At 70.2% G+C, this 23,468-nt stretch carries 23 protein-coding genes, 1 tRNA gene and 1 riboswitch; of the genes, 16 read left to right on the top strand and 8 right to left on the bottom strand.

What is annotated here, in order from left to right:
- Window positions 1-202: 202 nt before the first annotated feature.
- Both RNL97_RS11780 and RNL97_RS11775 read right to left on the bottom strand, forming a co-directional pair.
- Window positions 203-1,468 (bottom strand): PTS transporter subunit EIIC, encoded by a 1,266-nt coding sequence (locus RNL97_RS11780; RefSeq protein WP_030591742.1) that lies wholly within the window; start codon window positions 1,466-1,468, stop codon window positions 203-205.
- Between the two features lie 261 nt (window positions 1,469-1,729).
- Window positions 1,730-2,989: a PTS transporter subunit EIIC gene (locus RNL97_RS11775; protein WP_030591739.1), complete on the bottom strand. Its 1,260-nt coding sequence runs from the start codon at window positions 2,987-2,989 to the stop codon at window positions 1,730-1,732.
- A 219-nt stretch (window positions 2,990-3,208) separates the two neighbouring features.
- On the opposite strand from RNL97_RS11775, the gene RNL97_RS11770 reads away from it, so the two are divergent.
- The 4 genes from RNL97_RS11770 (at window position 3,209) to rdgB (ending at window position 5,683) form a co-directional block, all read left to right on the top strand.
- A complete protein-coding gene (locus tag RNL97_RS11770) occupies window positions 3,209-3,442 on the top strand; it encodes a glucose PTS transporter subunit EIIB (protein ID WP_010062050.1) in 234 nt (77 codons plus the stop codon).
- A gap of 276 nt (window positions 3,443-3,718) precedes the next feature.
- Window positions 3,719-4,456, top strand: coding sequence for a ribonuclease PH (gene rph / locus RNL97_RS11765; protein WP_006124866.1), 738 nt, complete (start codon window positions 3,719-3,721; stop codon window positions 4,454-4,456).
- Window positions 4,457-4,580: 124 nt separating this feature from the next.
- A complete protein-coding gene (locus tag RNL97_RS11760; protein WP_030591734.1) occupies window positions 4,581-4,970 on the top strand; it encodes a hypothetical protein in 390 nt (129 codons plus the stop codon).
- Between the two features lie 110 nt (window positions 4,971-5,080).
- On the top strand, window positions 5,081-5,683 hold the full coding sequence (gene rdgB, locus RNL97_RS11755) for an RdgB/HAM1 family non-canonical purine NTP pyrophosphatase (RefSeq protein WP_030591731.1): 603 nt from the start codon (window positions 5,081-5,083) through the stop codon (window positions 5,681-5,683).
- Window positions 5,684-5,739: 56 nt separating this feature from the next.
- On the opposite strand, the gene RNL97_RS11750 is transcribed toward rdgB, so the two are convergent.
- The 3 genes from RNL97_RS11750 to bcp all read right to left on the bottom strand — a co-directional run bounded on the left by RNL97_RS11750 (window position 5,740) and on the right by bcp (window position 8,061).
- Window positions 5,740-5,824: transfer RNA gene (locus RNL97_RS11750), tRNA-Leu, on the bottom strand.
- 81 nt (window positions 5,825-5,905) lie between these two features.
- Window positions 5,906-7,402 (bottom strand): glycine betaine/L-proline transporter ProP, encoded by a 1,497-nt coding sequence (proP, locus tag RNL97_RS11745; protein WP_030591728.1) that lies wholly within the window; start codon window positions 7,400-7,402, stop codon window positions 5,906-5,908.
- Window positions 7,403-7,593: 191 nt separating this feature from the next.
- Window positions 7,594-8,061, bottom strand: coding sequence for a thioredoxin-dependent thiol peroxidase (gene bcp, locus RNL97_RS11740; RefSeq protein ID WP_030591725.1), 468 nt, complete (start codon window positions 8,059-8,061; stop codon window positions 7,594-7,596).
- A gap of 143 nt (window positions 8,062-8,204) precedes the next feature.
- On the opposite strand from bcp, the gene RNL97_RS11735 reads away from it, so the two are divergent.
- The 3 genes from RNL97_RS11735 (at window position 8,205) to RNL97_RS11725 (ending at window position 9,427) form a co-directional block, all read left to right on the top strand.
- Window positions 8,205-8,525, top strand: a complete 321-nt coding sequence (locus RNL97_RS11735; RefSeq protein ID WP_030591722.1) for a DUF3618 domain-containing protein — start codon at window positions 8,205-8,207, stop codon at window positions 8,523-8,525.
- A gap of 118 nt (window positions 8,526-8,643) precedes the next feature.
- Window positions 8,644-8,946 carry a GroES family chaperonin gene (locus RNL97_RS11730; protein ID WP_042498713.1) on the top strand — a complete coding sequence of 101 codons (303 nt, stop codon included), beginning with the start codon at window positions 8,644-8,646 and terminating at the stop codon, window positions 8,944-8,946.
- Between the two features lie 62 nt (window positions 8,947-9,008).
- A riboswitch (guanidine-III (ykkC-III) riboswitch) is annotated at window positions 9,009-9,067 on the top strand.
- A gap of 39 nt (window positions 9,068-9,106) precedes the next feature.
- Entirely contained in the window at window positions 9,107-9,427 is a 321-nt protein-coding gene (locus RNL97_RS11725) for a DMT family transporter (RefSeq protein ID WP_018512395.1), read from the top strand.
- A 4-nt stretch (window positions 9,428-9,431) separates the two neighbouring features.
- Here the strand turns inward: RNL97_RS11725 and RNL97_RS11720 are convergent, their stop codons facing one another.
- On the bottom strand, window positions 9,432-11,699 hold the full coding sequence (locus tag RNL97_RS11720) for a transglycosylase domain-containing protein (protein ID WP_313750669.1): 2,268 nt from the start codon (window positions 11,697-11,699) through the stop codon (window positions 9,432-9,434).
- 186 nt (window positions 11,700-11,885) lie between these two features.
- On the opposite strand from RNL97_RS11720, the gene RNL97_RS11715 reads away from it, so the two are divergent.
- From RNL97_RS11715 to RNL97_RS11700, 4 genes are all read left to right on the top strand, one after another.
- Window positions 11,886-12,686 carry an ABC transporter permease gene (locus tag RNL97_RS11715; protein WP_030591713.1) on the top strand — a complete coding sequence of 267 codons (801 nt, stop codon included), beginning with the start codon at window positions 11,886-11,888 and terminating at the stop codon, window positions 12,684-12,686.
- The gene (locus RNL97_RS11710; RefSeq protein ID WP_243314111.1) at window positions 12,679-13,566 is read left to right on the top strand and encodes an ABC transporter permease; all 888 of its coding nucleotides are present in this window, start codon (window positions 12,679-12,681) and stop codon (window positions 13,564-13,566) included. Before RNL97_RS11715 ends, RNL97_RS11710 begins: the two co-directional genes overlap by 8 nt.
- A 59-nt stretch (window positions 13,567-13,625) precedes the next feature.
- The gene (locus tag RNL97_RS11705) at window positions 13,626-14,612 is read left to right on the top strand and encodes an ABC transporter ATP-binding protein (protein ID WP_243314110.1); all 987 of its coding nucleotides are present in this window, start codon (window positions 13,626-13,628) and stop codon (window positions 14,610-14,612) included.
- Window positions 14,613-14,749: 137 nt separating this feature from the next.
- Window positions 14,750-15,454 carry a DUF1707 SHOCT-like domain-containing protein gene (locus RNL97_RS11700; RefSeq protein WP_030591704.1) on the top strand — a complete coding sequence of 235 codons (705 nt, stop codon included), beginning with the start codon at window positions 14,750-14,752 and terminating at the stop codon, window positions 15,452-15,454.
- A 25-nt stretch (window positions 15,455-15,479) separates the two neighbouring features.
- Here the strand turns inward: RNL97_RS11700 and RNL97_RS11695 are convergent, their stop codons facing one another.
- The gene (locus RNL97_RS11695; RefSeq protein WP_030591701.1) at window positions 15,480-16,727 is read right to left on the bottom strand and encodes an SGNH/GDSL hydrolase family protein; all 1,248 of its coding nucleotides are present in this window, start codon (window positions 16,725-16,727) and stop codon (window positions 15,480-15,482) included.
- Between the two features lie 142 nt (window positions 16,728-16,869).
- On the opposite strand from RNL97_RS11695, the gene RNL97_RS11690 reads away from it, so the two are divergent.
- Window positions 16,870-18,276, top strand: a complete 1,407-nt coding sequence (locus RNL97_RS11690; RefSeq protein WP_030591698.1) for a DUF445 domain-containing protein — start codon at window positions 16,870-16,872, stop codon at window positions 18,274-18,276.
- Here RNL97_RS11690 and RNL97_RS11685 read toward each other — a convergent pair.
- The gene (locus tag RNL97_RS11685; RefSeq protein WP_032766634.1) at window positions 18,246-18,581 is read right to left on the bottom strand and encodes a hypothetical protein; all 336 of its coding nucleotides are present in this window, start codon (window positions 18,579-18,581) and stop codon (window positions 18,246-18,248) included. The two genes, RNL97_RS11690 and RNL97_RS11685, sit on opposite strands and share 31 nt — an antisense overlap.
- A 786-nt stretch (window positions 18,582-19,367) precedes the next feature.
- Here RNL97_RS11685 and RNL97_RS11680 point away from each other — a divergent pair.
- The 4 genes from RNL97_RS11680 to RNL97_RS11665 all read left to right on the top strand — a co-directional run bounded on the left by RNL97_RS11680 (window position 19,368) and on the right by RNL97_RS11665 (window position 23,370).
- Window positions 19,368-20,138 (top strand): TauD/TfdA family dioxygenase, encoded by a 771-nt coding sequence (locus tag RNL97_RS11680; RefSeq protein ID WP_234313508.1) that lies wholly within the window; start codon window positions 19,368-19,370, stop codon window positions 20,136-20,138.
- Window positions 20,139-20,197: 59 nt separating this feature from the next.
- A complete protein-coding gene (locus RNL97_RS11675; RefSeq protein ID WP_030591690.1) occupies window positions 20,198-20,965 on the top strand; it encodes a sulfite exporter TauE/SafE family protein in 768 nt (255 codons plus the stop codon).
- 80 nt (window positions 20,966-21,045) lie between these two features.
- Entirely contained in the window at window positions 21,046-22,143 is a 1,098-nt protein-coding gene (locus RNL97_RS11670; RefSeq protein ID WP_313750668.1) for an alpha-hydroxy acid oxidase, read from the top strand.
- A 75-nt stretch (window positions 22,144-22,218) separates the two neighbouring features.
- Window positions 22,219-23,370 (top strand): aminotransferase-like domain-containing protein, encoded by a 1,152-nt coding sequence (locus tag RNL97_RS11665; protein ID WP_243314109.1) that lies wholly within the window; start codon window positions 22,219-22,221, stop codon window positions 23,368-23,370.
- Window positions 23,371-23,468: the final 98 nt, after the last annotated feature.

Below are 23,468 nucleotides of genomic sequence, written 5' to 3'. Positions count from 1 at the left end.
CGCTGGCTCGTCGCCGCCGCGCACTGCCGGCGACCCCACCGCCCCCCGGGCCCGGCGGGCGGCTCCCGCCAGATCTACCGGCTGGACGTGCCCGTTCACCGTACGCCCGGTGTGACGCGGCCCCGCGGCGGACAGACCGAAGCCCCCGCTCCCGAAGACGTCTTTCGGGAGCGGGGGCTTCGGCGTACGGGCGTGGCGGAGGCTACTTGGCCTCGGCCTTCCGCAGCTCGGCGAGCTCCTCGTCCGACTCCCGGCCCGGGGTCGGGAGGTTGAACTTGATGATCGCGAAGCGGAAGACCACGTAGTAGACCACCGCGAAGCAGAGGCCGACCAGGACCAGCAGCCAGGGCTTCGACGCGATGCCCAGGTTCAGCAGGAAGTCGACCAGACCGGCCGAGAAGCCGAAGCCGTCCTTCATGCCGAGTGCCCAGGTCAGGGCCATGGACACACCGGTCAACACCGCGTGGATCGCGTACAGCACCGGGGCGATGAACATGAACGTGAACTCGATCGGCTCGGTCACACCGGTGACGAACGAGGTCAGCGCGAGGGAGAACATCATGCCGCCGACGACCTTGCGGCGCTCGGGGCGGGCACAGTGGACGATCGCGAGGCAGGCCGCCGGGAGGGCGAACATCATGATCGGGAAGAAGCCGGTCATGAACTGTCCGGCATCCGGGTCACCGGCGAGGAAGCGTGCGATGTCACCGTGGGCGCCGTTGTACTCGCCCGCCTGGAACCACGGGAAGGAGTTCAGCAGGTGGTGCATGCCGACCGGGATCAGCGCACGGTTGGCGACACCGAAGATGCCCGCGCCCACCGCGCCGGAGCCGACCAGCCACTCACCGAAGTTGTGCAGACCGGCGCCGAGGACCGGCCAGATCAGACCGAAGACGATACCGACGACGAGCCCCGCGAATGCGGAGAGGATCGGGACCAGGCGGCGGCCGCTGAAGAAGCCCGCCCAGTCGGGCAGCTTGGTCCGGTAGAACTTCTGGTAGATCAGGGCGACGATGATGCCCATCACGACACCGCCGAGGACACCGGCGTTGACCGGCGCGTCGTTCATCACGATCTTGCCGTCGACGACGCTGGCGACCTGCGGCAGGTTGCTGTCGGTGAAGGTGGCGAGCACCTTCTGGAAGACCAGGTAGCCGGTGACGGCGGCCAGCGCGGTCGAGCCGTCCGACTTCTTCGCGAAGCCGATCGCGATGCCGACGGCGAACAGCAGCGCCATGTTGTCGAGGATCGCCCCACCGCCGGCGGCCATGTAACCGGCCAGCTTGGTGACGACGGTCGGGAACGAGTCGCGGCCCAGCATGTCCCCGTTGCCGAGGCGGACCAGGAGCGCGGCGGCCGGCAGCACGGCGACCGGCAGCATGAGGCTGCGGCCGATGCGCTGCATGACGGCCATCGCGCCGGCGCCCTTCTTCTTCTCGGCCGCGGGTGCGGTCTCAGCCGTGGTCATCAACTTCCTCCATGGGACACGGTGCCGCCCAGGTCGTTGATGCGGGGAGGCGGCGACTCGACAGACCCTGCGGCAGAGCGCCGTGGTCTGGACCACTCAGTGGTGTAGACCAGTTTTAGCACGGTGAGGGTTAGATAAGGAACCTTCAATTCCCTATCTCATTCGCAGTAGCAGACGCGATACGTTCGGTGACAAGCCGAAGGCCCCCGGACCGGGTGGTCCGAGGGCCTCGCGGGGCCGGGGCAGAGCCCCGGTGCGCTGCTACTTCGTCAGATCCTTCTCCATCTCCTTCTCGATCTCCTCGGGTTCGCGCCCCGGTGTCTTGAGGTCGAACTTGGTGATCGCGAAGCGGAAGATCACGTAGTAGATCACGGCGAAGCACGCGCCGATCGGGATGATCAGCCAGGGTTTCGTATCCAGATGCCAGTTGACGACGTAGTCGATCAACCCGGCCGAGAAGCTGAACCCCGCATGCACCCCCAGCAGCCAGGTGATGCCCATGGACACCCCGGTGAGCACCGCGTGGACGCCGTACAGCAGCGGCGCGACGAACATGAACGAGAACTCGATCGGCTCGGTCACGCCCGTGACGAACGACGTCAGCGCCACCGAGACCATCAGGCCCCCGACCTCCTTGCGGCGCTCGGGCCGCGCGCAGTGGGTGATGGCCAGGGCCGCGGCGGGCAGACCGAACATCATGATCGGGAAGAAGCCCGAGGTGAACTGACCGGCCGACGGGTCCCCGGCGAAGAACCGGGAGATGTCGCCCTGGACGGTCTGGCCGTCCGTCCCGGTGTACTCGCCCGCCTGGAACCAGAAGAACGTGTTCAGGAACTGGTGCATCCCGATCGGGATCAGCAGCCGGTTCGCGAAGCCGAAGATCGCCGCACCCCAGGAGCCGAGGTCGATCAGCTGCTTGGAGAACCAGGTCAGCCCGTCGCCCACCGGCTGCCACAGCAGCCCGAACAGGACGCCGAGGATCACGCAGAGGAACGCCATCAGGATCGGCACCAGGCGCCGCCCGTTGAAGAAGCCCAGCCAGTCCACCAGCTTGGTCCGGTGGTAGCGCTGCCAGACGACGGCGGTCAGCAGGCCGATCAGGATGCCGCCGAGCACGCCCGGGTTCTGCGGCTCGCCGTCCGGCAGTGCCTCCGTCACGGTGCCGTCGATGGGGAAGGCGGTCAGCACTCCCCGGTAGACGAGGAACCCCACCACGGCGGCCAGCGCGGTGGACCCGTCCGCCTTCTTCGCGAAGCCGATGGCGACGCCGATGCAGAACAGCAGGGGCAGGCCGAGCTCGCCGTCGAGGATCGCGCCGCCGCCGTTGAGCAGGACCTTCGAGGTCTTGTCCCAGAACGCGCCGTCCAGGTAGGAGCTGAACAGGTTGCCGAGGCTGACGAGCAGACCGGCGGCGGGGAGGACGGCCACCGGGAGCTGCAGACTGCGCCCGACCTTCTGGAGGCCCTGGACCGGTCCGTTCCACCACTTCTGCTGCGATGCCGCAGCGTCGCTCGCACTCATGGGCGTCCTCCCGGAACACTTCGCGTTTGGCGGTCGTTGCAAACTGGTGTAGACCAGTTGCGTCACGGTCCGGGGTCCGTCCCGAAGGCAGGGCGCCGGTGATCGTCATCTTTCGGGATTGTCCGGTTACCCGCCCGCGAAGTTGGGCCAACCGTGCGTTACCGTGACGAAACGGACCCGCAGCGGGCGGCCGTCTGCGCGTGAAACAGGGAGAAGGACATGGCCACCAAGGCTGAGAAGATCGTCGCCGGGCTCGGCGGCATCGACAACATCGACGAGATCGAAGGCTGCATCACCCGCCTCCGCACCGAGGTCCACGACCCCAGCAAGGTCGACGAAGCCGCCCTCAAGGCCGCCGGCGCCCACGGCGTCGTCAAGATGGGCACCGCGATCCAGGTCGTCATCGGCACCGACGCGGACCCCATCGCCGCCGACATCGAAGACATGATGTGACCGGCTGACCCCACGCCGGACCCCGCGGCCCCGCCTCCGCGAGGCACCCGCAGGCCCCGTACCCCACCGCAGGGGACGGGGCCTGCCGCGTACCGGGAGGGCGTCGGCCACCGGGCCCGCCGCTCCCGAACGGAGCCACCCCCCGGTACCCGGAGGGCGTCGGCCACGGGGTCCACCGCACCCGAACGGAGCCACCCCCGGTACCCGGAGGGCGTCGGCCACCGGGCCCGCCGCACCCGAACGGAGCCACCCCCGCCAACGGATACAGTCGGGCCCATGTCTCGCATCGACGGCCGCACCCCCGAACAGCTCCGCCCCGTCACCATCGAACGCGGCTGGAGCAAGCACGCCGAAGGCTCAGTCCTCATCTCCTTCGGCGACACCAAAGTCTTCTGCACCGCCTCCGTCACCGAAGGCGTCCCGCGCTGGCGCAAGGGCAGCGGAGAAGGCTGGGTCACCGCCGAATACTCCATGCTGCCCCGCTCCACCAACACCCGCGGCGACCGCGAAGCCGTACGCGGCAAGATCGGCGGCCGCACCCACGAGATCAGCCGCCTGATCGGCCGCTCCCTGCGCGCCGTCATCGACTACAAGGCCCTCGGCGAGAACACCATCGTCCTGGACTGCGACGTCCTCCAGGCCGACGGGGGCACTCGTACCGCCGCCATCACCGGCGCGTACGTCGCCCTCGCCGACGCCGTCACCTGGGCCCAGGGCAAGAAGATCGTCAAGGCCGGCCGCAAGCCGCTCACCGACACCGTGGCCGCCATCAGCGTCGGCATCGTCGACGGCACCCCGCTCCTCGACCTCTGCTACGAGGAGGACGTCCGCGCCGAGACCGACATGAACGTCGTCTGCACGGGCGACGGCCGCTTCGTCGAGGTCCAGGGCACCGCCGAGGGCGCCCCCTTCGACCGCAAGGAGCTGGGCTCCCTCCTGGACCTCGCCACCGCGGGCTGCGTCGACCTCGCCGCACTCCAGCGTGACGCACTCGCAACCACGCGGAACGCGTAGCGACGCGCCCTCCCCGGGTAAAGAAGCAACCAAATACGCACCCCAGAGCGTCGTTACGGATACGGGCGCACGGGTCGAACCGTGCGCCCGTCCACGTACCGACCCCCGGGGAGGGACCCGCACCATGGCTTCGCGCCGCCACCGACGTATCGCACTCGCCACCGCCGCCACCCTGCTGACGCTGACCACGGCAGTGGGCTGCGCCGGCCTCGACAAGGCGCTCGACTGCGTCCGCACCGCCGACGCCATCGCCACCAGCGTCAACAACCTCCAGCAGGCCGTCTCCAACGCCTCCGAGGACATCACCCAGGCATCCGAGTCCCTGGACGAGATCGACCGAGAGCTGAAGAAGCTCGACGACACCACGGACAACGCCGACCTCTCCAAGGCCGTCGACGACCTCCAGAAGGGCGTCACGGAGGTCCGCACGTCCATCGAGGCGGGGGACGCCACCCCCGACATCACCCCGGTGACGGACGCGGCGACGGAGATCGGCAAGGTCTGCAGCCCGTAGGCCCGTAGGCCCACTTTTGGAGGGGGGCGTAGGGAAAGGGCCCGGGCCGCGGGAAGCGCCGGCCAGGAGACGCTCGCCGGCCGAAGCACCGGCCCGGCGATAATCGCCCCATGAAGCGCCTGATCCTCGCCACCCGCAACGCCGGGAAAATCACCGAACTCCACGCCATCCTCGCCGACGCGGGACTCGACCTCGACCTCGTCGGCGCGGACGCCTACCCCGACATCCCCGACGTCAAGGAGACCGGCGTCACCTTCGCCGAGAACGCGCTCCTCAAGGCCCACACCCTGGCCCGCGCCACGGGCCTCCCGGCCGTCGCCGACGACTCCGGGCTCTGCGTGGACGTCCTCGGCGGCGCCCCCGGCATCTTCTCGGCCCGCTGGTCCGGCACCCACGGCGACGACGAGGCCAACCTGAACCTGCTCCTGGCCCAGCTCGGCGACATCGACACCCCGCACCGAGGCGCCTCCTTCGCCTGCGCCGCCGCCCTGGCCCTCCCCGACGGCACGGAACGCGTGGTCGAGGGCCGCCTGAACGGCATCCTCCGCGCCACCCCGTCGGGCACCAACGGCTTCGGCTACGACCCGATCCTCCAGCCGGAGGGGGAGACCCGCACCTGCGCGGAGCTGACCCCGGCGGAGAAGAACGCGATCAGCCACCGGGGGAAGGCGTTCCGGGCGCTGGTGCCGGTGGTGCGGGAGTTGGTGGGATAGGCCGGAGACGGGAAACGGCCCGCGCATCAGTTCTTCGATGCGCAGGCCGTTCTCGGTGCGGCGGAAGGGATTCGAACCCTCAAGCCGTTTCACGGGCCACAGATCCTAAGTCTGCTGTGTCGCCAGTTGCACCACCGCCGCCAGACGCATGTCATCGTACCGGGCCGGACGGCTGAGGCGGCAGGAGATTTCCTGGCGCGGGACGTATCGAAACAGAAGCTCTCAGAACTTCGGATCAGGCGCCTGCGCCTGGACCAGTTCCGCCGCCTCCTCGTCCGTCTCCACCGACGGCGGGGAGCCGATCAGCGGCTTCTGGGCGGTCTCCTTCATGCAGGCCACCGCGATCACGCCGATCAGGGCCGCCGCCATCGCGTAGTACGCCGGCATCAGGTTGGAGCCGGTCCAGCTGATCAGGGCCGTGATCACCAGCGGGGTCGTGCCGCCGAAGATCGACGCGGAGAGGTTGTAGCCGACCGACAGGGAGCCGTAGCGGACGTTCGTCGGGAACAGCGCGGGGAGCGCCGCCGACATCGTGCCGAGCATGCAGACCAGCGAGAGGCCCAGCATCAGCATGCCGATCGTGATCGGGAGGATGCCGTCGACCCGGATGAGGAGGAAGGCGGGGAGGGAGAGGAAGAGGAAGCCCAGCATCCCGGTCATCAGCAGCGGCTTGCGGCCGAAGCGGTCGGAGAGCTTGCCGACCTGGCTGATGATCAGCATCAGGAACACCATCACCGCCAGCAGGATCAGCAGCCCGTGCGTCTCGCTGTAGCCCAGCTCGTCGGAGAGGTACGTCGGCATGTACGACAGCAGCATGTAGTCGGTGATGTTGTACGCGCCGACCAGGCAGATGCAGAGGATCAGCGTCGGCCAGTACTGGCGGAAGATCTTCGCCAGGTCGCCCTTGGCCGTGGCCTCGACGCCGTCCGCCGCCTCGCTCGCGTGCGCGGTGCCGCCCTCCAGCTTCTGGAAGGCCGGGGTCTCGTCCAGCTTCAGTCGGAGGTAGAGACCGACCAGCCCCAGCGGTCCCGCGACGAGGAACGGGATCCTCCACCCCCAGGCCTCCATCTGGGCGTCGTCCAGCAGGGCGTACAGGGCCGTGACGAGGCCCGCCGCGCCGACGTAGCCGGCCAGGGTGCCGAACTCCAGGAAGCTGCCGAAGAAGCCGCGCCGCTTGTCGGGGGCGTACTCCGCGATGAACGTCGACGCGCCGCCGTACTCACCGCCCGTCGAGAAGCCCTGGAGCATCCGGAAGAAGATCAGCAGGACCGCGGCCCAGACGCCGATCGTGTCGTGCGAGGGGATGAGGCCGATCGCGAACGTGCCGACCGCCATCAGGATCATCGTCAGCGCGAGGACCTTCTTGCGGCCGACCTTGTCTCCCATCGGGCCGAAGAACATCCCGCCGAGCGGCCGTACGAGGAAGGCCACCGCGAAGGTCGCGAAGGAGGAGAGCAGCTGGGTGGTGTCGTTCCCGGACGGGAAGAAGACGTGGCCGATGGTCACGGCCAGGTAGGAGTAGATCCCGAAGTCGAACCACTCCATGGCGTTGCCCAGGGAGGCAGCCTTCACGGCCCGCTTCACCGCGGCGTCGTCCGTGACCGTGATGTCCGTCCGGCGCAGCCGCGGATTCTGGCGCTTCCGGATGGCCCGGAAGAGCGCGGGGTGGCGTTTGACCGCTGCTGGGTCGGCCGCCTGCTGGGGGTCGGGGGCCGCCATGGCCGGGGTCCTTTCCTCGAAGGGTGTTCCAGGAAAGGCTTCTGCGCAGAGTTGACGGCCGCAAACCGACTTCATGAGTCGATGCGATCTCCCTCACACGATCTCGACACGCCGGGGCGCGTTGCGGGGCGCGTTTCGCGGCCGACGAGGGGCCGGGATCGTGTGAGGGCGGGGCCGTCCAGGGGAGACCGTCAGATGCCGAGGTCCCTGATGATCTTCGCCACGTGGCCGGTCGCCTTCACGTTGTAGAACGCGTGCTCGACCTTGCCCTCCTCGTCGACGACGACGGTGGAGCGGATCACGCCCGTCACCACTTTGCCGTAGAGCTTCTTCTCGCCGAAGGCCCCGTACGCCGCCAGAGTTTCCTTGGCCGGGTCGCCCACCAGGGTGACCTTGAGGTTCTCCGTGTCGCGGAACTTCGCGAGCTTCTCCGGCTTGTCGGGGGAGACGCCGATGACGTCGTACCCGGCATGCGCCAGGAGGTCGAGGTTGTCCGTGAAGTCGCAGGCCTGCTTGGTGCATCCGGGGGTAAGAGCGGCCGGGTAGAAGTACACGACGACCTTCCGGCCCTTGTGGTCCGCGAGCGACACCTCGTTGCCGTCGGCGTCGGGAAGGGTGAAGGCGGGAGCGGTGTCGCCGGGCTTCAGTCGCTCGCTCATGTGGTTCTCCTCGGGTGGTGCGCGGGTCGGACGGGACCGAGGGTAATAGGGGTGCCGCCGGGTGTGTGGAGCTTCGAGCTGACAGACTGTCGGCGAAGGTTTCAGACGAAGGTTCAACGGACGACGACCACGGAGGCGGCGCAGTGTCGGATGCCAGGACCCCTGCGCAGATCGAGGCGGACATCATCAGCAGGCGTGAGCAGCTCGCTGTGGTGCTCGACGAGATCGGGGTGCGCGTACACCCGAAGACGATCATCGGCGATGCCAAGGCGAAGGCGGCCCAGACCGTGGACCGGACGGCCGGCCGTGCCTTCGTCGCGGTGAACCGCTCGGTGTCGGAGGTGAAGGCCCAGTTCGTCGCGGAGGACGGCTCGCCGCGGCTGGACCGGGTGATCCCCGCGGCGCTGCTGGTGGTCGGCGTGGTGGGGCTGCTCACCCTGTCGAATCGCCGCGGCCGCGCGTGATCCGAACCCGGAGGCGTACGGTCCGGCCCCCGGCAGGTAGGTTGCGGGCGTGAGCGAGAACACCACCCCCGGTAACCCCACCCATGGCGCCCCGCACGACGACAAGCTGCCCATCCGGATGCTGCACGACCGCGTGCTGGTGCGGAACGACGCGTCCGAGGGCGAGCGGCGTTCCGGCGGCGGCATCCTGATCCCGGCGACGGCCGCGGTGGGCCGTCGGCTGGCCTGGGCCGTCGTCGTGGCGGTCGGGCAGAACGTGCGGACGGTGGAGCCCGGCGACCGGGTGCTGTACGACCCCGAGGACCGGGCCGAGGTCGAGGTGCGGGGCGTGGCGTACGTCCTGATGCGGGAGCGCGATCTGCACGCGGTGGCCGCCGACCGGTTCGAGGGGTCGGTGGATTCGACCGGGCTGTATCTGTAGTTCCCCGACGATGGCGGCGAGGGCCTGGTGACCGGTGTCACCAGGCCCTTCCCCCGTTCCTTGCTACGGTGGAACCATCCCGACGAGACGCGCCGTACCGGGTTGGCAAAGACGACGCACCCGTGAAGTTGTCCGTGTGTCCGTCGTCGGAGGTTCTGCCATGGCGTGGGTTCTGTTGATTGTCGCCGGTCTGCTCGAAGTGGGCTGGTCGATCGGGATGAAGTACACCGAGGGGTTCACCCGGCTGTGGCCGAGCGTGTTCACCGGCCTCGGGATCGTGGCGAGCATGGTGCTGCTGTCGCATGCGGCGAAGACGCTGCCGATCGGTACGGCGTACGGCGTGTGGGTCGGTATCGGCGCGGCCGGTGCGGCGATCCTGGGCATGGTCGTGCTGAACGAGCCGGTGACCGCCGCCCGGATCTTCTTCGTCTGTCTGCTGCTGGTGGCCGTGGTCGGCCTGAAGGCGACCTCGGGGCACTGAGGCCCTAGCCGTTTCCGTTTCCGTCCGGAGCGGATACGGATCCTTCGTCCGTCCCGCCGGTGTCCGTGCCGGGTGTCGGCGGGGCGCTGGCGTCGGGGGTCGTGTCCGGTGCCGTGCCGGGCGTGGCGTCGGGGTCCGCCGATGAGGACGGGTCCGCGCCCCCGTCGGCGTTCTCGTCGACCAGGAGCTCGTCCCCTTCGTCGGAGCCCGGGGCCGTGCGCAGGTCGAACTCCTTGGCCGGGGAGGAGCGCAGCGCCGCTTCCGTATAGGCGGCCCAGGTCTCGGCCGGGACGCCGCCGCCGTTGACGCGGGGCAGGCCGAGGGCTCCGTACAGCGGGGTCTGGGCGCCCGTGTCCGGGTTCTGGCCCATTACGGCGACGACGCTCGCGAGGTCCGGGGTGTAGCCGGCGAACCAGGCGGCCCGGTCCTCCTCCGCGGTGCCGGTCTTGCCGACGGCGGGGCGGCCGACCGCCTGGGCGGCGGTGCCGGTGCCGCCCTCCACGACGCTGCGCAGGACGGCGGTGGTGGTGTCGGCGGCCTCGCGGCTGACGGCCTGTTCGGTGGTGCGTTCCGGGAGCGGGATCTCCGCGCCGTCCTTGGTGACCCGTTCGACGAGGACGTACCCGCCGTGCCGGCCGTGGTCGGCGAGGGTGGCGTACGCCTCTGTCATGTCCAGGACGCTGGCGTTGGCGGTGCCGAGCGCGATGGAGGGGGCGGCGGTGAGGTCGGGGGTGTCGGCGGGGATGCCGAGGGCGATCGCGGTGTCCCGGACCTTCGCGGGGCCGACGTCCTGCGCCATCTGGGCGTAGACGGAGTTGACGGACTTGTCGGTGGCGATGCGCACGGTGATGTCGCCGTAGTCGACGTCGTCCTCGTTGGCGGGGGCGTAGTCGGTGGACCCCTGCACGCCGACGACGGTGCGTTTGTTGGTGCCGTCGTAGACGGTGTTGGGCGTGATGCGCCGGCCGTCCTGGGTGGTGGAGTCGTTGACGACGGCGGAGGTGAGGACGAACGGCTTGAAGACGGAGCCGACCTGGTAGTCGCGGCGGGTCGCGTTGCTGACGTACTGCTTCGTGTAGTCGATGCCGCCGTACAGGGCGACGACCTTTCCGGTCTCCGGGACGATCGAGGCGCCGCCGACGCGGACGTTGCGGTCGGCGGCGCGGTCGGCGCTGGTCTTGGCCGTCACGTTGTCGGCGACGGCTTGGACGAAGGCGTCCTGCTTGGCTCTGTCGAGGGTGGTGGTGATGCGGTAGCCGCCGGTGGTGAGGGTCTTCGCGTCGAGGATGCCGCGGCGGTTCAGGTAGTCCTCGACGGCCTGCACGATGTAGCCGCGCTGCCCCGAGAGCCCGGTCGACGGTTTGGCCTCGCCGGGGGTCGGGAAGCGCGTCGTCGCCCGTTCGGCGGCGGTGAGCCAGCGTTCCTTGACCATGCCGTTGAGGACGTAGTTCCAGCGGCGCTGGGCCGCGGGCTTGTTGCCGGGGTGGGCGACGACGTCGTAGGCGCTGGGGGCGTTCAGCAGGGAGGCGAGGTACGCGCCTTCGGCGGTGGTGAGCTCCTCGACGTTCTTGCCGTAGTACGCCTGGGCGGCGGCCTGGATGCCGTACGCGTTGCGCCCGAAGTAGCTGGTGTTGAGGTAGCCCTCGAAGATCTGGTCCTTGGTCTCCTCGCGGTTGAGCTTGACCGCGATGATGGCTTCCTTGGCCTTGCGCAGGACGGTGCGTTCCTGGCCGAGGTAGTAGTTCTTCACGTACTGCTGGGTGATCGTCGAGCCGCCCTGTTTGCCCTTGCCGGTGACGGTGTTCCAGCCGGCCCGGACCATCGCCTTCACGTCCACGGCGCGGTCGTCGGAGTAGAAGTCCCGGTCCTCGGCGGCCAGGACCGCGTGCTGGACGCCCGGGGGGACCTGGGAGAGCTTGACCTTCTCCCGGTTCACGTCGCCGTCCCGGGCGATGACGCTGCCGTCGCTGTAGAGGTAGACGTTGGACTGGGCGGTGGCCGACGCGTTGGCGGCCGGGATGTCGACGAACCGGTAGGCGGCGAAGACCCCGGCGCCGAGGAGGACGACGAGGCCGAGGAGGGTGCCGAGGCTCATCCGCCAGGTGGGGATGGCGCGCCGCCAGCCGGTGCGCCGGGGCCGTGCCTTCTTCCCGGGCTTCTGCCGGGGCCGCTTTCCGGGCTGCTCCCCGGACGCCGTCGGTCGGTGGTGTCCGGAGGAGGCCCCCGCGCCCGAGGAGTCGCGGGGGGCCCAGCTCTGTGGCTCGTCGCTCATGTCGGTGGGGGCTCCTGAGACGTGGTCAGTTCCCCCATAGTGCCCGGTTCGTCAGGAAATCTGCGTTTCTTACTGTCTCGTTCCCTCCTCCGGTCGTGGAAAAGGAGTCGCCGCGGCCTTCGCGCGTGGACTAGGGTCGTGCGCTTTGGTGCCGGGAGCCGGTGGCGGCGGGGGAGAGGGGGCGGCGTGCGGCTGTACGCAGTGGTGGCGGCGGGCGGGTTCCGGCGCTACGCCACCTACCGGACGGCGACGGCGGCGGGGGTGTTCACCAACACCGTCTTCGGCTTCATCATGGCGTACACCTACACCGCCCTGTGGGACGTACGTCCGCAGCTCGGCGGCTACGACACCTCCCAGGCGCTGACGTACGTCTGGCTCGGCCAGGCCCTGCTGATGACCAGTGCCCTGATGGGCGGCGGGTTCGAGAGCGAGCTGGTCGAGCGGATCCGTACGGGCGACGTCGCCGTCGACCTGTACCGGCCCGCCGACCTCCAGCTGTGGTGGCTGGCGGCGGACCTGGGCCGGGCCGCGTTCCACCTGCTGGGGCGCGGCGTGGTGCCGATGTTCCTGGGGGCGCTCGCCTTCGACCTGGCGTTCCCGGGATCGCTCTGGACCTGGCCGGCGTTCCTGCTGTCGGTGTTCCTGGGCGTCGTGGTCAGCTTCGCGATCCGCTATCTGGTCGCGATGTCGGCGTTCTGGCTGCTCGACGGAGCGGGGGCGATGCAGATGGCGATGCTGGCGGGGCTGTTCTTCTCCGGGATGCTGCTGCCGCTGAACCTGTTCCCCGGGCTGCTGGGCGAGGTGGCGCGGGCCCTGCCGTGGTCCTCGCTCCTCCAGGTGCCGGCCGATGTGTTCCTCGGCAAGCACACCGGGTGGGGGCTGGCACGGGCGTACGTGTTCCAGGCCGGATGGGCCGTCGTGCTGCTCGGGGCGGGGCGCCTGCTGCAGACCGCGGCGACCAGGAGAGTGGTGGTGCAGGGTGGCTGACACGGTGGCGGCACCGGCCGACGCGGAGGACCGGGAGCGGGAGCCGGCCGGCTTCGCCTTCGAGGACCGGCCCCGGCCGCTGGAAGGCATCCGGGCGTACGGACTGATCATGGCGATGTGGGTGCGCTCGACGATGGCGTACCGGGCCTCGTTCGCCATGACTCTGTTCGGGAACCTCGCGGTGACGGCCTTCGACTTCGTGACGATCCTGCTGATGTTCACGCATGTCGACGCGCTCGGCGGCTACTCCCTGCCGGAGATCGCCCTGCTGTACGGCTTGTCGGCGACGGCGTTCGGGGTGTGCGACCTGTTGCTGGGATCGATGGACCGGGTCGGCTCCCGCGTGCGGGACGGGACGTTCGACACCCTGCTGGTACGCCCGGTGCCGGTACTGGCGCAGGTGGCGGCGGACCGGTTCGCGCTGCGCCGGCTGGGCCGGATCACACAGGGCCTGCTGGTGCTCGGCTACGCGCTCGTCACCCTCGACATCGCCTGGACGCCGCTGAAGATGCTGCTGCTGCCGATGACGGTCATCAGCGGGGCGGCGATCTTCGGGGCGGTGTTCATAGCGGGAGCGGCGTTCCAGTTCGTCGCGCAGGACGCGTCGGAGGTGCAGAACTCCTTCACGTACGGCGGGACGACGCTGCTCCAGTACCCGCCCACGGTCTTCGCGAAGGACCTGGTGCGCGGCGTGACGTTCGTGGTGCCGCTGGCCTTCGCGAGCTGGCTGCCCGCGCTGTACGTGCTGGGGCGGCAGTACCCGGTGGATCTGCCGCAGTGGGTGGCCTTCCTGCCGCCGCTGGTGGCGGCGGGCTGCTGCGGTCTCGCGGGCCTGGCATGGCGGGCGGGGCTGCGGTCCTACCGGAGCACGGGCAGTTGAGGAACCAGAGGAACCAGGAGCCGACCGGGTCGGACGGGACTACGCGGGAGAGCACGGACATGGCGGACGACGGGTTCATCAGCCTCGACGGCGTCGAGAAGGTCTTCGAGGTCCGCCGCCGGGCGGGCCTGCTGCGCCGGGAGCGCCACGAGGTGCGGGCCGTGGACGGGATCAGCTTCCGGGTCGCGCGCGGCGAGATGGTCGGCTACATCGGCCCGAACGGCGCCGGGAAGTCGACCACGATCAAGATGCTGACGGGCATCCTCACCCCCAGCGGCGGCCGGCTGCGCGTCGCGGGCATCGACCCCTCCCGCGAACGTACCCGCCTGGCGCACCGCATCGGCGTCGTCTTCGGCCAGCGCACGACCCTCTGGTGGGACCTGCCGCTGCGCGACTCGTACCGGCTGATGCACCGCATGTACCGCATCCCGGACCGGCGCTATCGGGAGAACCTGGAGCGCTGTGTCGAACTCCTCGACCTCGGCGCGCTGTTGGAGGTCCCCGTACGGCAGCTCTCGCTGGGGCAGCGGATGCGCGGCGACATCGCGGCGGCGCTGCTGCACGATCCGGAGGTGCTGTACCTGGACGAGCCGACGATCGGTCTCGACGTGATCTCCAAGGCCAGGGTGCGGCAGTTCCTGCAGGAGTTGAACGCCGAGCGCGGGACGACGGTCCTGCTGACGACGCACGACCTCACCGACATCGAGCAGCTGTGCGGCCGGGTGATGGTGATCGACCACGGCCGTCTGATGTACGACGGTTCGCTGACGGGCCTCCACGAGGTGGGCGAGAGCGAACGCATGCTCGTGGTGGACCTGGAGAGCGAACTGCCCCCGATCCGGTTTGAGTCGGCGGACGGAGGAGCGCAACCCGCCCTGCGCGTGGTCAAGGTGGAGGGCCCGCGCCAGTGGCTGGCGTTCCCGGCAGCGGCGTCGGCGGCGCCGCTGGTGGCGCGGATCGCCGCGGACTACCCGCTGGTCGACCTGTCGGTACGGGAGCCGGACATCGAGGCCGTGATCGCGAGGATGTACGAGTCGACGCCGTAGGGGTCCCTCGGGGGCCTGCCCGAGGGGCCCCTCGTGGGTCCTGCCCGGGCGGCGCGCGCAGGTCGTGGGCCTGCGGGTCTGTGCCGGGAACGGCTGCGTTCAATAGGGTGCGCGGTATGACAAGTGAACGTCCGGACATGCGTGCCTCCGATGCCGAGCGCGAGCGGATCGCGGAACTGCTGCGCGAGGCCGTGGCCGAGGGCCGACTGGATATGGACGAGTTCGACCAGCGCCTCGAAAAGGCCTACCAGGCCCGTACGCACGGGGAGTTGGAGCCTCTGGTCCAGGACCTGCCGACGCCGGGCTCGGCGGTCGCTCCGGTCGGCTCGTCCGCGCCCGCCCCCCTGGGGGGTTCCACCGCGAACTGGCCCGCGCGGATCGGCGGCCCCGCGACCTCCACGGGCGGGTTCGCCCTCTGGGGCGGCTTCAACCGGAAGGGCCGCTGGACGGTGGCCCGGAAGTTCACCGCGTTCGCGATGTGGGGCGGCGGCGAGATCGATCTGCGCGAGGCGCACTTCGAGGACCGCGAGACCGTGATCCGGTGCTTCACGATCATGGGCGGCATCCATGTGACCGCGCCGCCGGAGCTGAACGTCGAGGTCCGGGGCATCGGCATCATGGGCGGCTTCGGCGAGGGCTCCAACGAGGACGGCGAGATCGCCCCCGACTCCCCGCGGGTGCGCATCACCGGATTCGCCCTGATGGGCGGCGTCGGGGTGGAGCGCAAGCGGACGAAGGCGGAGCGCCGCCGGCTGAAGGAGGCGAAGGAGGCGGAGCTGGAGGCGCGCCGCCGACGCGAGCTGGAGGGCCCGGACGACGGCGGCGGCCGCAAGAAGCTCTAAGGCCCTTTCGGCTCTCCTCAGCGGGTCACAGCGCGTCCGACCGGGGCGCGCGGTCCCGGTCCAGGGATTTCAGGTCCACCCGGTCGCCGAGCGCGCGGTACCCGTCGTCGTTGAGGTGCAGGTGGTCGCCGGAGTCGTACGAGGCGAGGAGCCGGTTCGGCGCGGCGGGGTCGCGTACCGCCGCGTCGAAGTCGACGTACGCGTCGAAGACCGTGCCCGACCGGATCTGCTCGTTGACCGCGTGGCGCACGGCGTCGCGCTGGGGCGTCCAGGTGGCGAAGCCCTCGAACGGGGTGAGCGTCGCGCCGACGACCCGGAGCCCGCGGGCGTGCGCCCGGTCGGTGAGGGCGCGCAGGCTGTCCACGATGCGCTGGGGGTCGGCCTCCTGGGGGTACTGCTGTACGTCGTTGATGCCGAGCGCCACGACGACCGTCCGGGCCCCGGCGACCCCCAGGACGTCCCGGTCGAGCCGGTCGGTGCCCGACTGGCCGCCGGTGCCGCGGCCGATGCCCACGACCCGGTTGCCCGCGATGCCCGCGTTGGCGACCCCGTACCGGCCGCCCAGCCGGTCGGCGAGGACGTCGGGCCAGCGGGCGTTGGCGTCGGTGGTGGAGCCGCTGCCTGCGGTCAGGGAGTCCCCGAAGGCGACGACCGCGCCGAGCGCCCGCTCGCTGCGGACGTCCACGGCGGTCAGATAGCGCCAGTTGCTGGTGGTGGCGGTGGAGCGTTCGTCGATCAGGAACGAGGTCTGGTGGGTGTAGCCGTGGTACGTGACCGGCCCGCCGCCCCGCGGGGTACGGAAGCTGACCTGGAGGTCGGAGTCGGGGGCGACCGGCACGGTGACCGGGTCGCTGACGGCCCGTCCGCCCGCGGCGACGGTGACGGTCCCGGCGCCCTTGAAGGTCACCGGCCGGGTGTTGACGGTGGCTTGGTCGACGACCAGGGGGGTCGTGCCGAAGAGGTTGGACAGCGTGATCCGGGCGACGTCCCCGCCGATGCTGGTGTGCACGACGTTACGGACGGTGCGCCCGGGGAGCCCGCCCTCGGTGCCCTTCTCGGCGCCGACGGGCGCGGCGGTCCAGGTGGCGACCCACGAGCCGCCCGAGGTGGCGGGGGCGACCGGATTACGGGCCGCCGCCTGGGTCTCGGCGGGCGGCAGCGGCGTCGCCCCGGGGCCGGAGAGCAGCGTCGTTGCGAAGGCGACGGCGGCGGCGAGCGCGGCGGTGCCCGCCACTAGGGCGATGAGCAGGGCATACCCCTGGCGCCTTGGCATGTGCGGTGGTTCTCCTTGTGATGATCGTGCTGGTCCCATGATGCGACAGGCCGTCGGGAACTCCACATGCGGCCCGGGAGTAGGGGAGGTAGGGACAATGCGTACGTCACGGGGGCGAGGCGTACGCGGACGGGTGGAGCGGATGGAACGGACCGGATCCGGCGAGCAGGGGCAGGACGGGGACGCGGTGCAGAAGGACGCGGAGCAGGCGCCGGAGGTCCCGGCATCGGCGCGATCGGTGCTGCCGCCGGGGCGGACGCGGGAGCCGGGGGCGGGCCCGCTGGCCTCGTTCGCGTACACCGCCGCCGACGAGGAGAAGCAGCGGGGCGTACGGCGCATGAAACTCACGGCGACCGGCCTCCTTCTGCTCGTCGCGATCGTCTACGTCCTGGCCACCTGGGCGAAGAACTCAGGCGTGGGGGGCTGGCCGGGCTACGTCGCAGCGGCTGCCGAGGCGGGGATGGTGGGCGCGCTGGCGGACTGGTTCGCCGTCACGGCGCTCTTCCGGCGCCCGCTGGGTCTGCCCATTCCGCACACGGCCATCATCCCCACCAAGAAGGATCAGCTAGGACAGTCCCTCGGTTCCTTCGTTGGCGAGAACTTTCTCTCCGGAGACGTCATTCGTGACCGAATTCACGCTCTGGGGGTCGGCCGGCGGCTCGGTGTGTGGCTCGCGGAGCCGGCCCACGCCGACCGGGTCACCGCCGAGCTGGCGACGGCGCTGCGCGGTGCGCTGACGGTCCTTCGGGACTCCGACGTCCAGGCGGTGGTCGGCGAGGCGATCACCCGGCGGGCGGACGCGGTGGAGGTCGGCCCCGGCCTCGGCAAGATGCTGGAGAGGGTCGTCACGGACGGCGGCCACCGCAAGGTCGTCGACCTCATCTGCGTACGGGCGCACGACTGGCTGGTGGAGCACGGCGATTCGGTGATGAACGCGGTGCAGGGCGGGGCCCCCGGTTGGACGCCGAGGTTCGTGGACAAGCGGGTGGGGGAGCGGGTCTACAAGGAACTGCTGCGGTTCGTCACGGAGATGCGGGACATGCCGGAGCACCCGGCGCGCGGCTCGATCGACACGTTCCTGACCGACTTCGCGGCCGACCTCCAGACCGACGCCGACACCCGGGCCCGGGTGGAGCGCCTGAAGTCGGAGGTCCTGGGCCGGAGCGAGGTCCAGGACGTCATCGCCTCGGCGTGGTCCTCCGTCCGCACGATGATCCTCTCGGCGGCGGAGGACGAGCGCAGCGAACTGCGGCTGCGGGCGCGCGCCTCGCTGATGTCGCTGGGAGCGAGGCTGGCGAACGACGAACGGCTCCAGGGCAAACTGGACGGCTGGCTGGAGGACGCGGCGGTGTACGTGGTGACGACGTACCGCACGGAGATCACCTCGCTGATCAGCGAGACGGTGGCGGGCTGGGACGCGGACCAGACCTCGAAGAAGATCGAGGCGCACATCGGCCGCGACCTCCAGTTCATCCGCATCAACGGCACGGTGGTGGGCGCGCTGGCGGGTCTGGCGATCTACACGGTGTCGCACGCGCTGGGGGGCTGAGGGGCGGAGGCCCGCCGCGTGACCGCCCAGGAGGCGGCGGCCACGCCGCCCGCGGCGGCGAACACGGCGGGCCAGGCGCCGACCTTCTTGGCGAGCGGATGCGACCCGGCGAAGGCGGCGACATAGGCGAGGCTCAGCCCGGCGGCGGCCCGCGGCCCGGCCTGGCGGTTCCACTCGTACGCGGCCAGCGACCCGGCGGCGGCGAGCGCGACACCGCCGAGCGGTCGCTTCCTGGTCCACCGCGCGACGCCGTAACCCCCGACGAGCCCGCTCGCCGCCACCGCCGCTGCCGGGACCTTCGCCATCGCCGCCACCATCGCTTCCTGTGAGCTGCCTGTCGGTACTTCTGTGGTTCGGTACTGATGACGAGGCTAGCGTTCGGGGCGGCGCGGCTGGAGGGCGGTGGGGGGCGGGGGCGGGGGTTCCGGATGGAAGCGGCCGCCGGGTCACGCGGGGGCCGACCCCGCGGCAGCACGGCGACATGTGACCCCCCTCACGCGATGCGCCATCCCGCCTCCCACGGTCCGGATGGCGCGAAACCGGCTCCGAGTGCCGCCCGCGGGTGCCGGGAAGCGGGTGCCAAAAACGCCTGACGGGGCGTTTTGGGCTGTTCATCTCCCCGTCATCCTGCGCCGTAGAGGCAGCTCAGCCCGGTGAACAGGAAGAGGCAACCGTGCCCGCACTCCTTACCGCGTGGGGCATTTTGGGCATTTTTATCGCAGAATAAAATCATTCGATCGCTATCTGGTAAATGCCCGACCCGTTAACTTGGGATGTCACTGTCCGAAAGCGATTGTTGACGGAAAGAATCGGCGCGGGATACGTTTTTCACCGTAATGATCAACCCTGCATTCGGGAATCGGTGAGGGATTATGGGAATGCTTGCCCAGGCTCTGAATCAGTACCGATTAAGCGAGTCCGAGGCGGAGAAGGTGAGTGAGCTGTCCGCACTCGCCGCACGCTTGTCGGACTCGGTACCCATCGTTGTCTCGGGACTCCTCATGGATCTCCCGGACGGGATGCGCAAAATGGTCCTCGATTTCGGTTCGGACACGGAATCCAGTGGATACTGCATACTCCGTGGAGTTTCGGTGGGCGAATTGCCGAAGACTCCGCAGGCGCACGAGGCTCATATCCTCGACGGCCACCCGACCAACGGAACACTCATGCTCGTCGCGGACCTCCTCGGCTCGCTCACCGGCTATCAGGACGAGAAATCCGGTGCGCTCTTCCATGACGTCCATCCCGTACGCGGCGAGGAGGACCGGATCGAGAACAGCGGATCGGTCGCCTTCGACTTCCACACCGAGAACGTGCACCATCCGCTCCGCCCCGACTACCTGGGTCTGCTCTGCCTGCGCCAGGACCACGAGCAGCTCGCCGCGACGCGCGTCTCCTCCGTGCGCGACGCACTGCCGCTGCTGACGGACGACGAGGTGGCCGAGCTGCGGAAGCCGCAGTTCCACAGCCTGTATCCGACCTCCTTCACCCGGAACACCACCGGCCCCCGCCCATCGGCCGGTCCGCATCCGGTGATCTTCGGCCCGGCGGACCGCCCGTTCATGCGCTTCAACTCGCACAACACGCAGGGCGATCACCCGCAGGCGCGGGCCGCGCTGCGCTCCCTGGCCACGGCGCTGGAGCGGGTCTGCCGCGACCTGGTGCTCGCACCGGGCGACCTCGTCGTCCTGGACAACCACGTCGTCGTCCACGGCCGCACCGCGTTCACCCCCCGCTACGACGGCCAGGACCGCTGGCTGCGCCGCTTCTACTCCCTGCGATCCGCCCCGCTGTGGGCCCAGCGCATGATGCGGCACCCGCGCGTACTGCCGGCGATGACGGAGATCCGCGGGGTCGTCTGACCCGGCGGCGGCAGCACCCGGCCCCGGGAGCCGGGGCCACGTCACGTGAATGAGGAAGAGTGGAACTGTACGAAGTGCTCGGCCTGCTCGCGGCCGCGACGGCGGCCGGCTGGGTGGATGCGGTCGTCGGTGGTGGCGGGGTGCTGCTCATCCCGGTGCTCCTGCTGGCCTTCCCCCAGTATTCGCCGGCGGTGGCGCTGGGCACGAACAAGATCGCGGCGGTCATGGGAACCGCGACCGCCGCGTACATGTACCAGCGGCGCACCGAGCTGGACCGTTCGGTCCTGCTGCCGGCCGCCGGACTCGCGGTCCCCTTCGGCGCGCTCGGCGCGTTGTCCGCGTCGAGCGTTCCCACGACCTACTTCCGGCCCGTCATCATGGGCCTGCTCATCACCGTGGCGCTCTTCGTGGCCTTCAGGCCCAGCTTCGGGGTCCAGCAGCGGAACACCGTCGTCACCCCGCGCCGCCGCAATACGGCTATCCTCATCGCGGGTGTCGGCATCGGTTTCTACGACGGGGTCTTCGGACCCGGCGTCGGCACCTTCCTCATCATTTCCTTCACCACGCTCCTGGCGACACAGTTCCTGGAAAGCGCGGCCATGGCGAAGGTGATCAACGCCTCCTCCAACCTGGGGGCCCTCGCGGTCTTCGCCTGGCAGGGAAACGTCCTGTGGGCCCTCGGTCTCGGAATGGCCGTGGGGAACATCGCGGGCGCGATGATCGGGTCGCGCACCGCCATGAAAAGGGGATCCGGATTCGTCCGCATCGTCCTCGTGCTCGTGGTCACCGGAATGGTGGCCAAGATGGGATTCGACCAGTTCGCCTGACGGCCCAGTCCATTGACGGCCGGTTCACTCGACGAGCCGACAGGCGCCCAGGGAATTCATCCGACGACGGAAGAGGTTCCATGGCAAGGGAATTATCCGGGCTGTTGACCCTGACCGATTACGAACAGGCTGCGGAGGCCCTGCTCGACGCCGCTTCCTGGGCGTACGTGGCGGGCGGTGCCGACACACAGCTCACGGTCCGTGCCAACACGGAGGCCTTCGACCAGGTCTGGTTGCGCCCCCGGGCCCTCGGCGGCACGGGCGCGAAACCCGACACGTCCGTGACCGTGCTCGGGCAGCGGCTCGCCCTGCCCGTCCTGCTCGCCCCGACCAGCCCCCAGCGCCTCCTCCACGAGGACGCCGAGATCGCGACCGCCCGTGCGGCCGAGTCCGCGGGCACCGTGTCGATCGTCAGCACCGACAGCCACTACGCCTTCTCCGACGTGACCGGTGCGGTCGGCAGCGACAGCTGGTTCCAGCTCTACGCCTACCGCTCCCGCGACGACGTCGACGCGACGATCGCCCTGGCGGAGAACGCCGGCGCGACCGCGCTCGTGGTCACGGTCGACGCCAGCTACGCGGCCCGCCGTACCGGCACCCGACGGGCGGGCTTCCGCACCCCGGGGCACGTCGACTTCGGCAATCTGCGCTCACTGGGCGTGCTCACCGGCGACATTCCGGACGGTGCCCGGATCGAACGCCTGCCGTTGACCTGGGACGACCTGGAATGGATACGGTCCCGCACCCGGCTGCCGATCGTGGTCAAGGGCGTCCTACGGGCCGAGGACGCCGAACGCTGCGTGGCCCTGGGCGCGGACGGCGTCATCGTCTCCAACCACGGAGGCCGCCAGCTCGACGGCGCGGTGCCCAGCCTGGTCGCCCTGGAGCAGGTGGCGGCCGCGGTCGCCGGCCGCGGTCTGGTCCTCATGGACGGCGGCATCCGCTCCGGCGTCCACGTCGTCAAGGCCCTCGCGTACGGCGCGGACGCGGTGTGCATCGGCCGCCCCTACCTCTGGGGCCTCGGCCTGGCCGGACAGCAGGGTGTGGAGGCGGTCCTCGACCTTCTCCGGTACGAGATCGAGGACACGCTGCTCCAGCTCGGCGCGGACTCCGTCGCCGACATCGGCCCCGATTTCGCCGTCAGCGCGCACGGGGCCACGCGCGCGGGCGCCCCCTGATCCACCCGCAAGCCGTCGCACCCCCAGGCCCCCGCCCTCTCCCTCTCCCCTCGGTTCCTTCTCCAGGAGACCTCTGTGACTTCCCCGAACTCCAAGGACGCTGTGACCTCTCCGACCGTCCACTTCTCGCGGGGGATCCCTCCGCTCGAAGCGATCCCGTCCGCCGGCATCGCCGAGCTGACCGGGTCGGTCCTCTCCGCCGAACCGGACCGCGTCTTCCAGTACGCGCCCATCGGCCGCCACACCGGAGACCGCGAACTCCGCGACCAGCTGGGGGCGTTCCACTCGGTCGACCCCGACCGGATCTTCGTCACCAACGGCTCCCTCCAGGCCCTCGACCTGCTCGCCGCGCACCTCCTCAAGGACGCACCCCGCAAGAAGGTGCTCGCGGAGGCGCCGACGTACGACCGTGCGGTCCAGATCTTCGAGCGGCACGGGGCGCAGGTCTCCGGGATACCCCTGAGGGGGGACGGCCTCGACCTGGACGTCCTGCGGGAGCGCCTGCGCAGGGACGTACCCGCGTTCGTCTATCTGATCCCGGACTTCCAGAACCCCGGCGGGGTCACGACGAGCGAGGAGAAGCGGCGCGAACTCGTCCGGCTGTCCGCCGAGTTCGGCTTCACGATCCTGGAGGACATCCCGTACCGGGAACTCCGCTTCGCGGGCACGGCCCCCACGCTCCTCGGCGAGCTCGCGGACGCCGTCGACGACGCCCGGGTGCTGACCATCGGTTCGCTGAGCAAGATCCTCAGCCCGGGGCTGCGGGTCGGCTATGTGATCGGCCCGCCCGGTACGCCGCGTGCCCTGGCGGCGCTCGCGGAGAGTACGTACCTCTCGCCGGCCCCTCTGCTCCAGGCGGTCGCCGCACGGGCCTTCGCGAGCGGCCTGGTCCGGCGCAACATCGACGAGGTCAGGAAACTGCTGCGGCCGCGGCACGACACGGCGGTCGAGGCGGTGCGGAAGGCGCTCGGCGAAGTCGCGCTGTGCGTGCCCGAGGGCGGCTACTACATCAGCGTGCATCTTCCGGTACGGACCACGGAGGAGAGGTTCCTCGCGGCGGCGGCCGCCGAGGGCGTCGCCCTCACCCATGGCTCGGCGTTCTACCCGGCGGACTCGGCCCCACCGTCCGGAACGGTGTTCCTCCGGCTGCCGTTCCAGGCCCTGAGCGACGAGGAGTTCGCCGAGGGCGTGACGCGGCTGGCCTCGGTGGCACAGCGGGCGGAGTAGAAGCGGGAGGGACGGACGAGGGGGAAGGGACACGATGGCCACGGCCGAACAGGGCGCCGAGAACGACACGGACGAGGCGTCCGGGCCGGATACGGGGG

The organism is Streptomyces parvus (assembly GCF_032121415.1).
Taxonomy (GTDB): domain Bacteria; phylum Actinomycetota; class Actinomycetes; order Streptomycetales; family Streptomycetaceae; genus Streptomyces; species Streptomyces globisporus_A.
The sequence above is the reverse complement of the archived record's forward strand: the minus strand, read 5'-3'. Positions and strand labels throughout refer to the sequence as shown.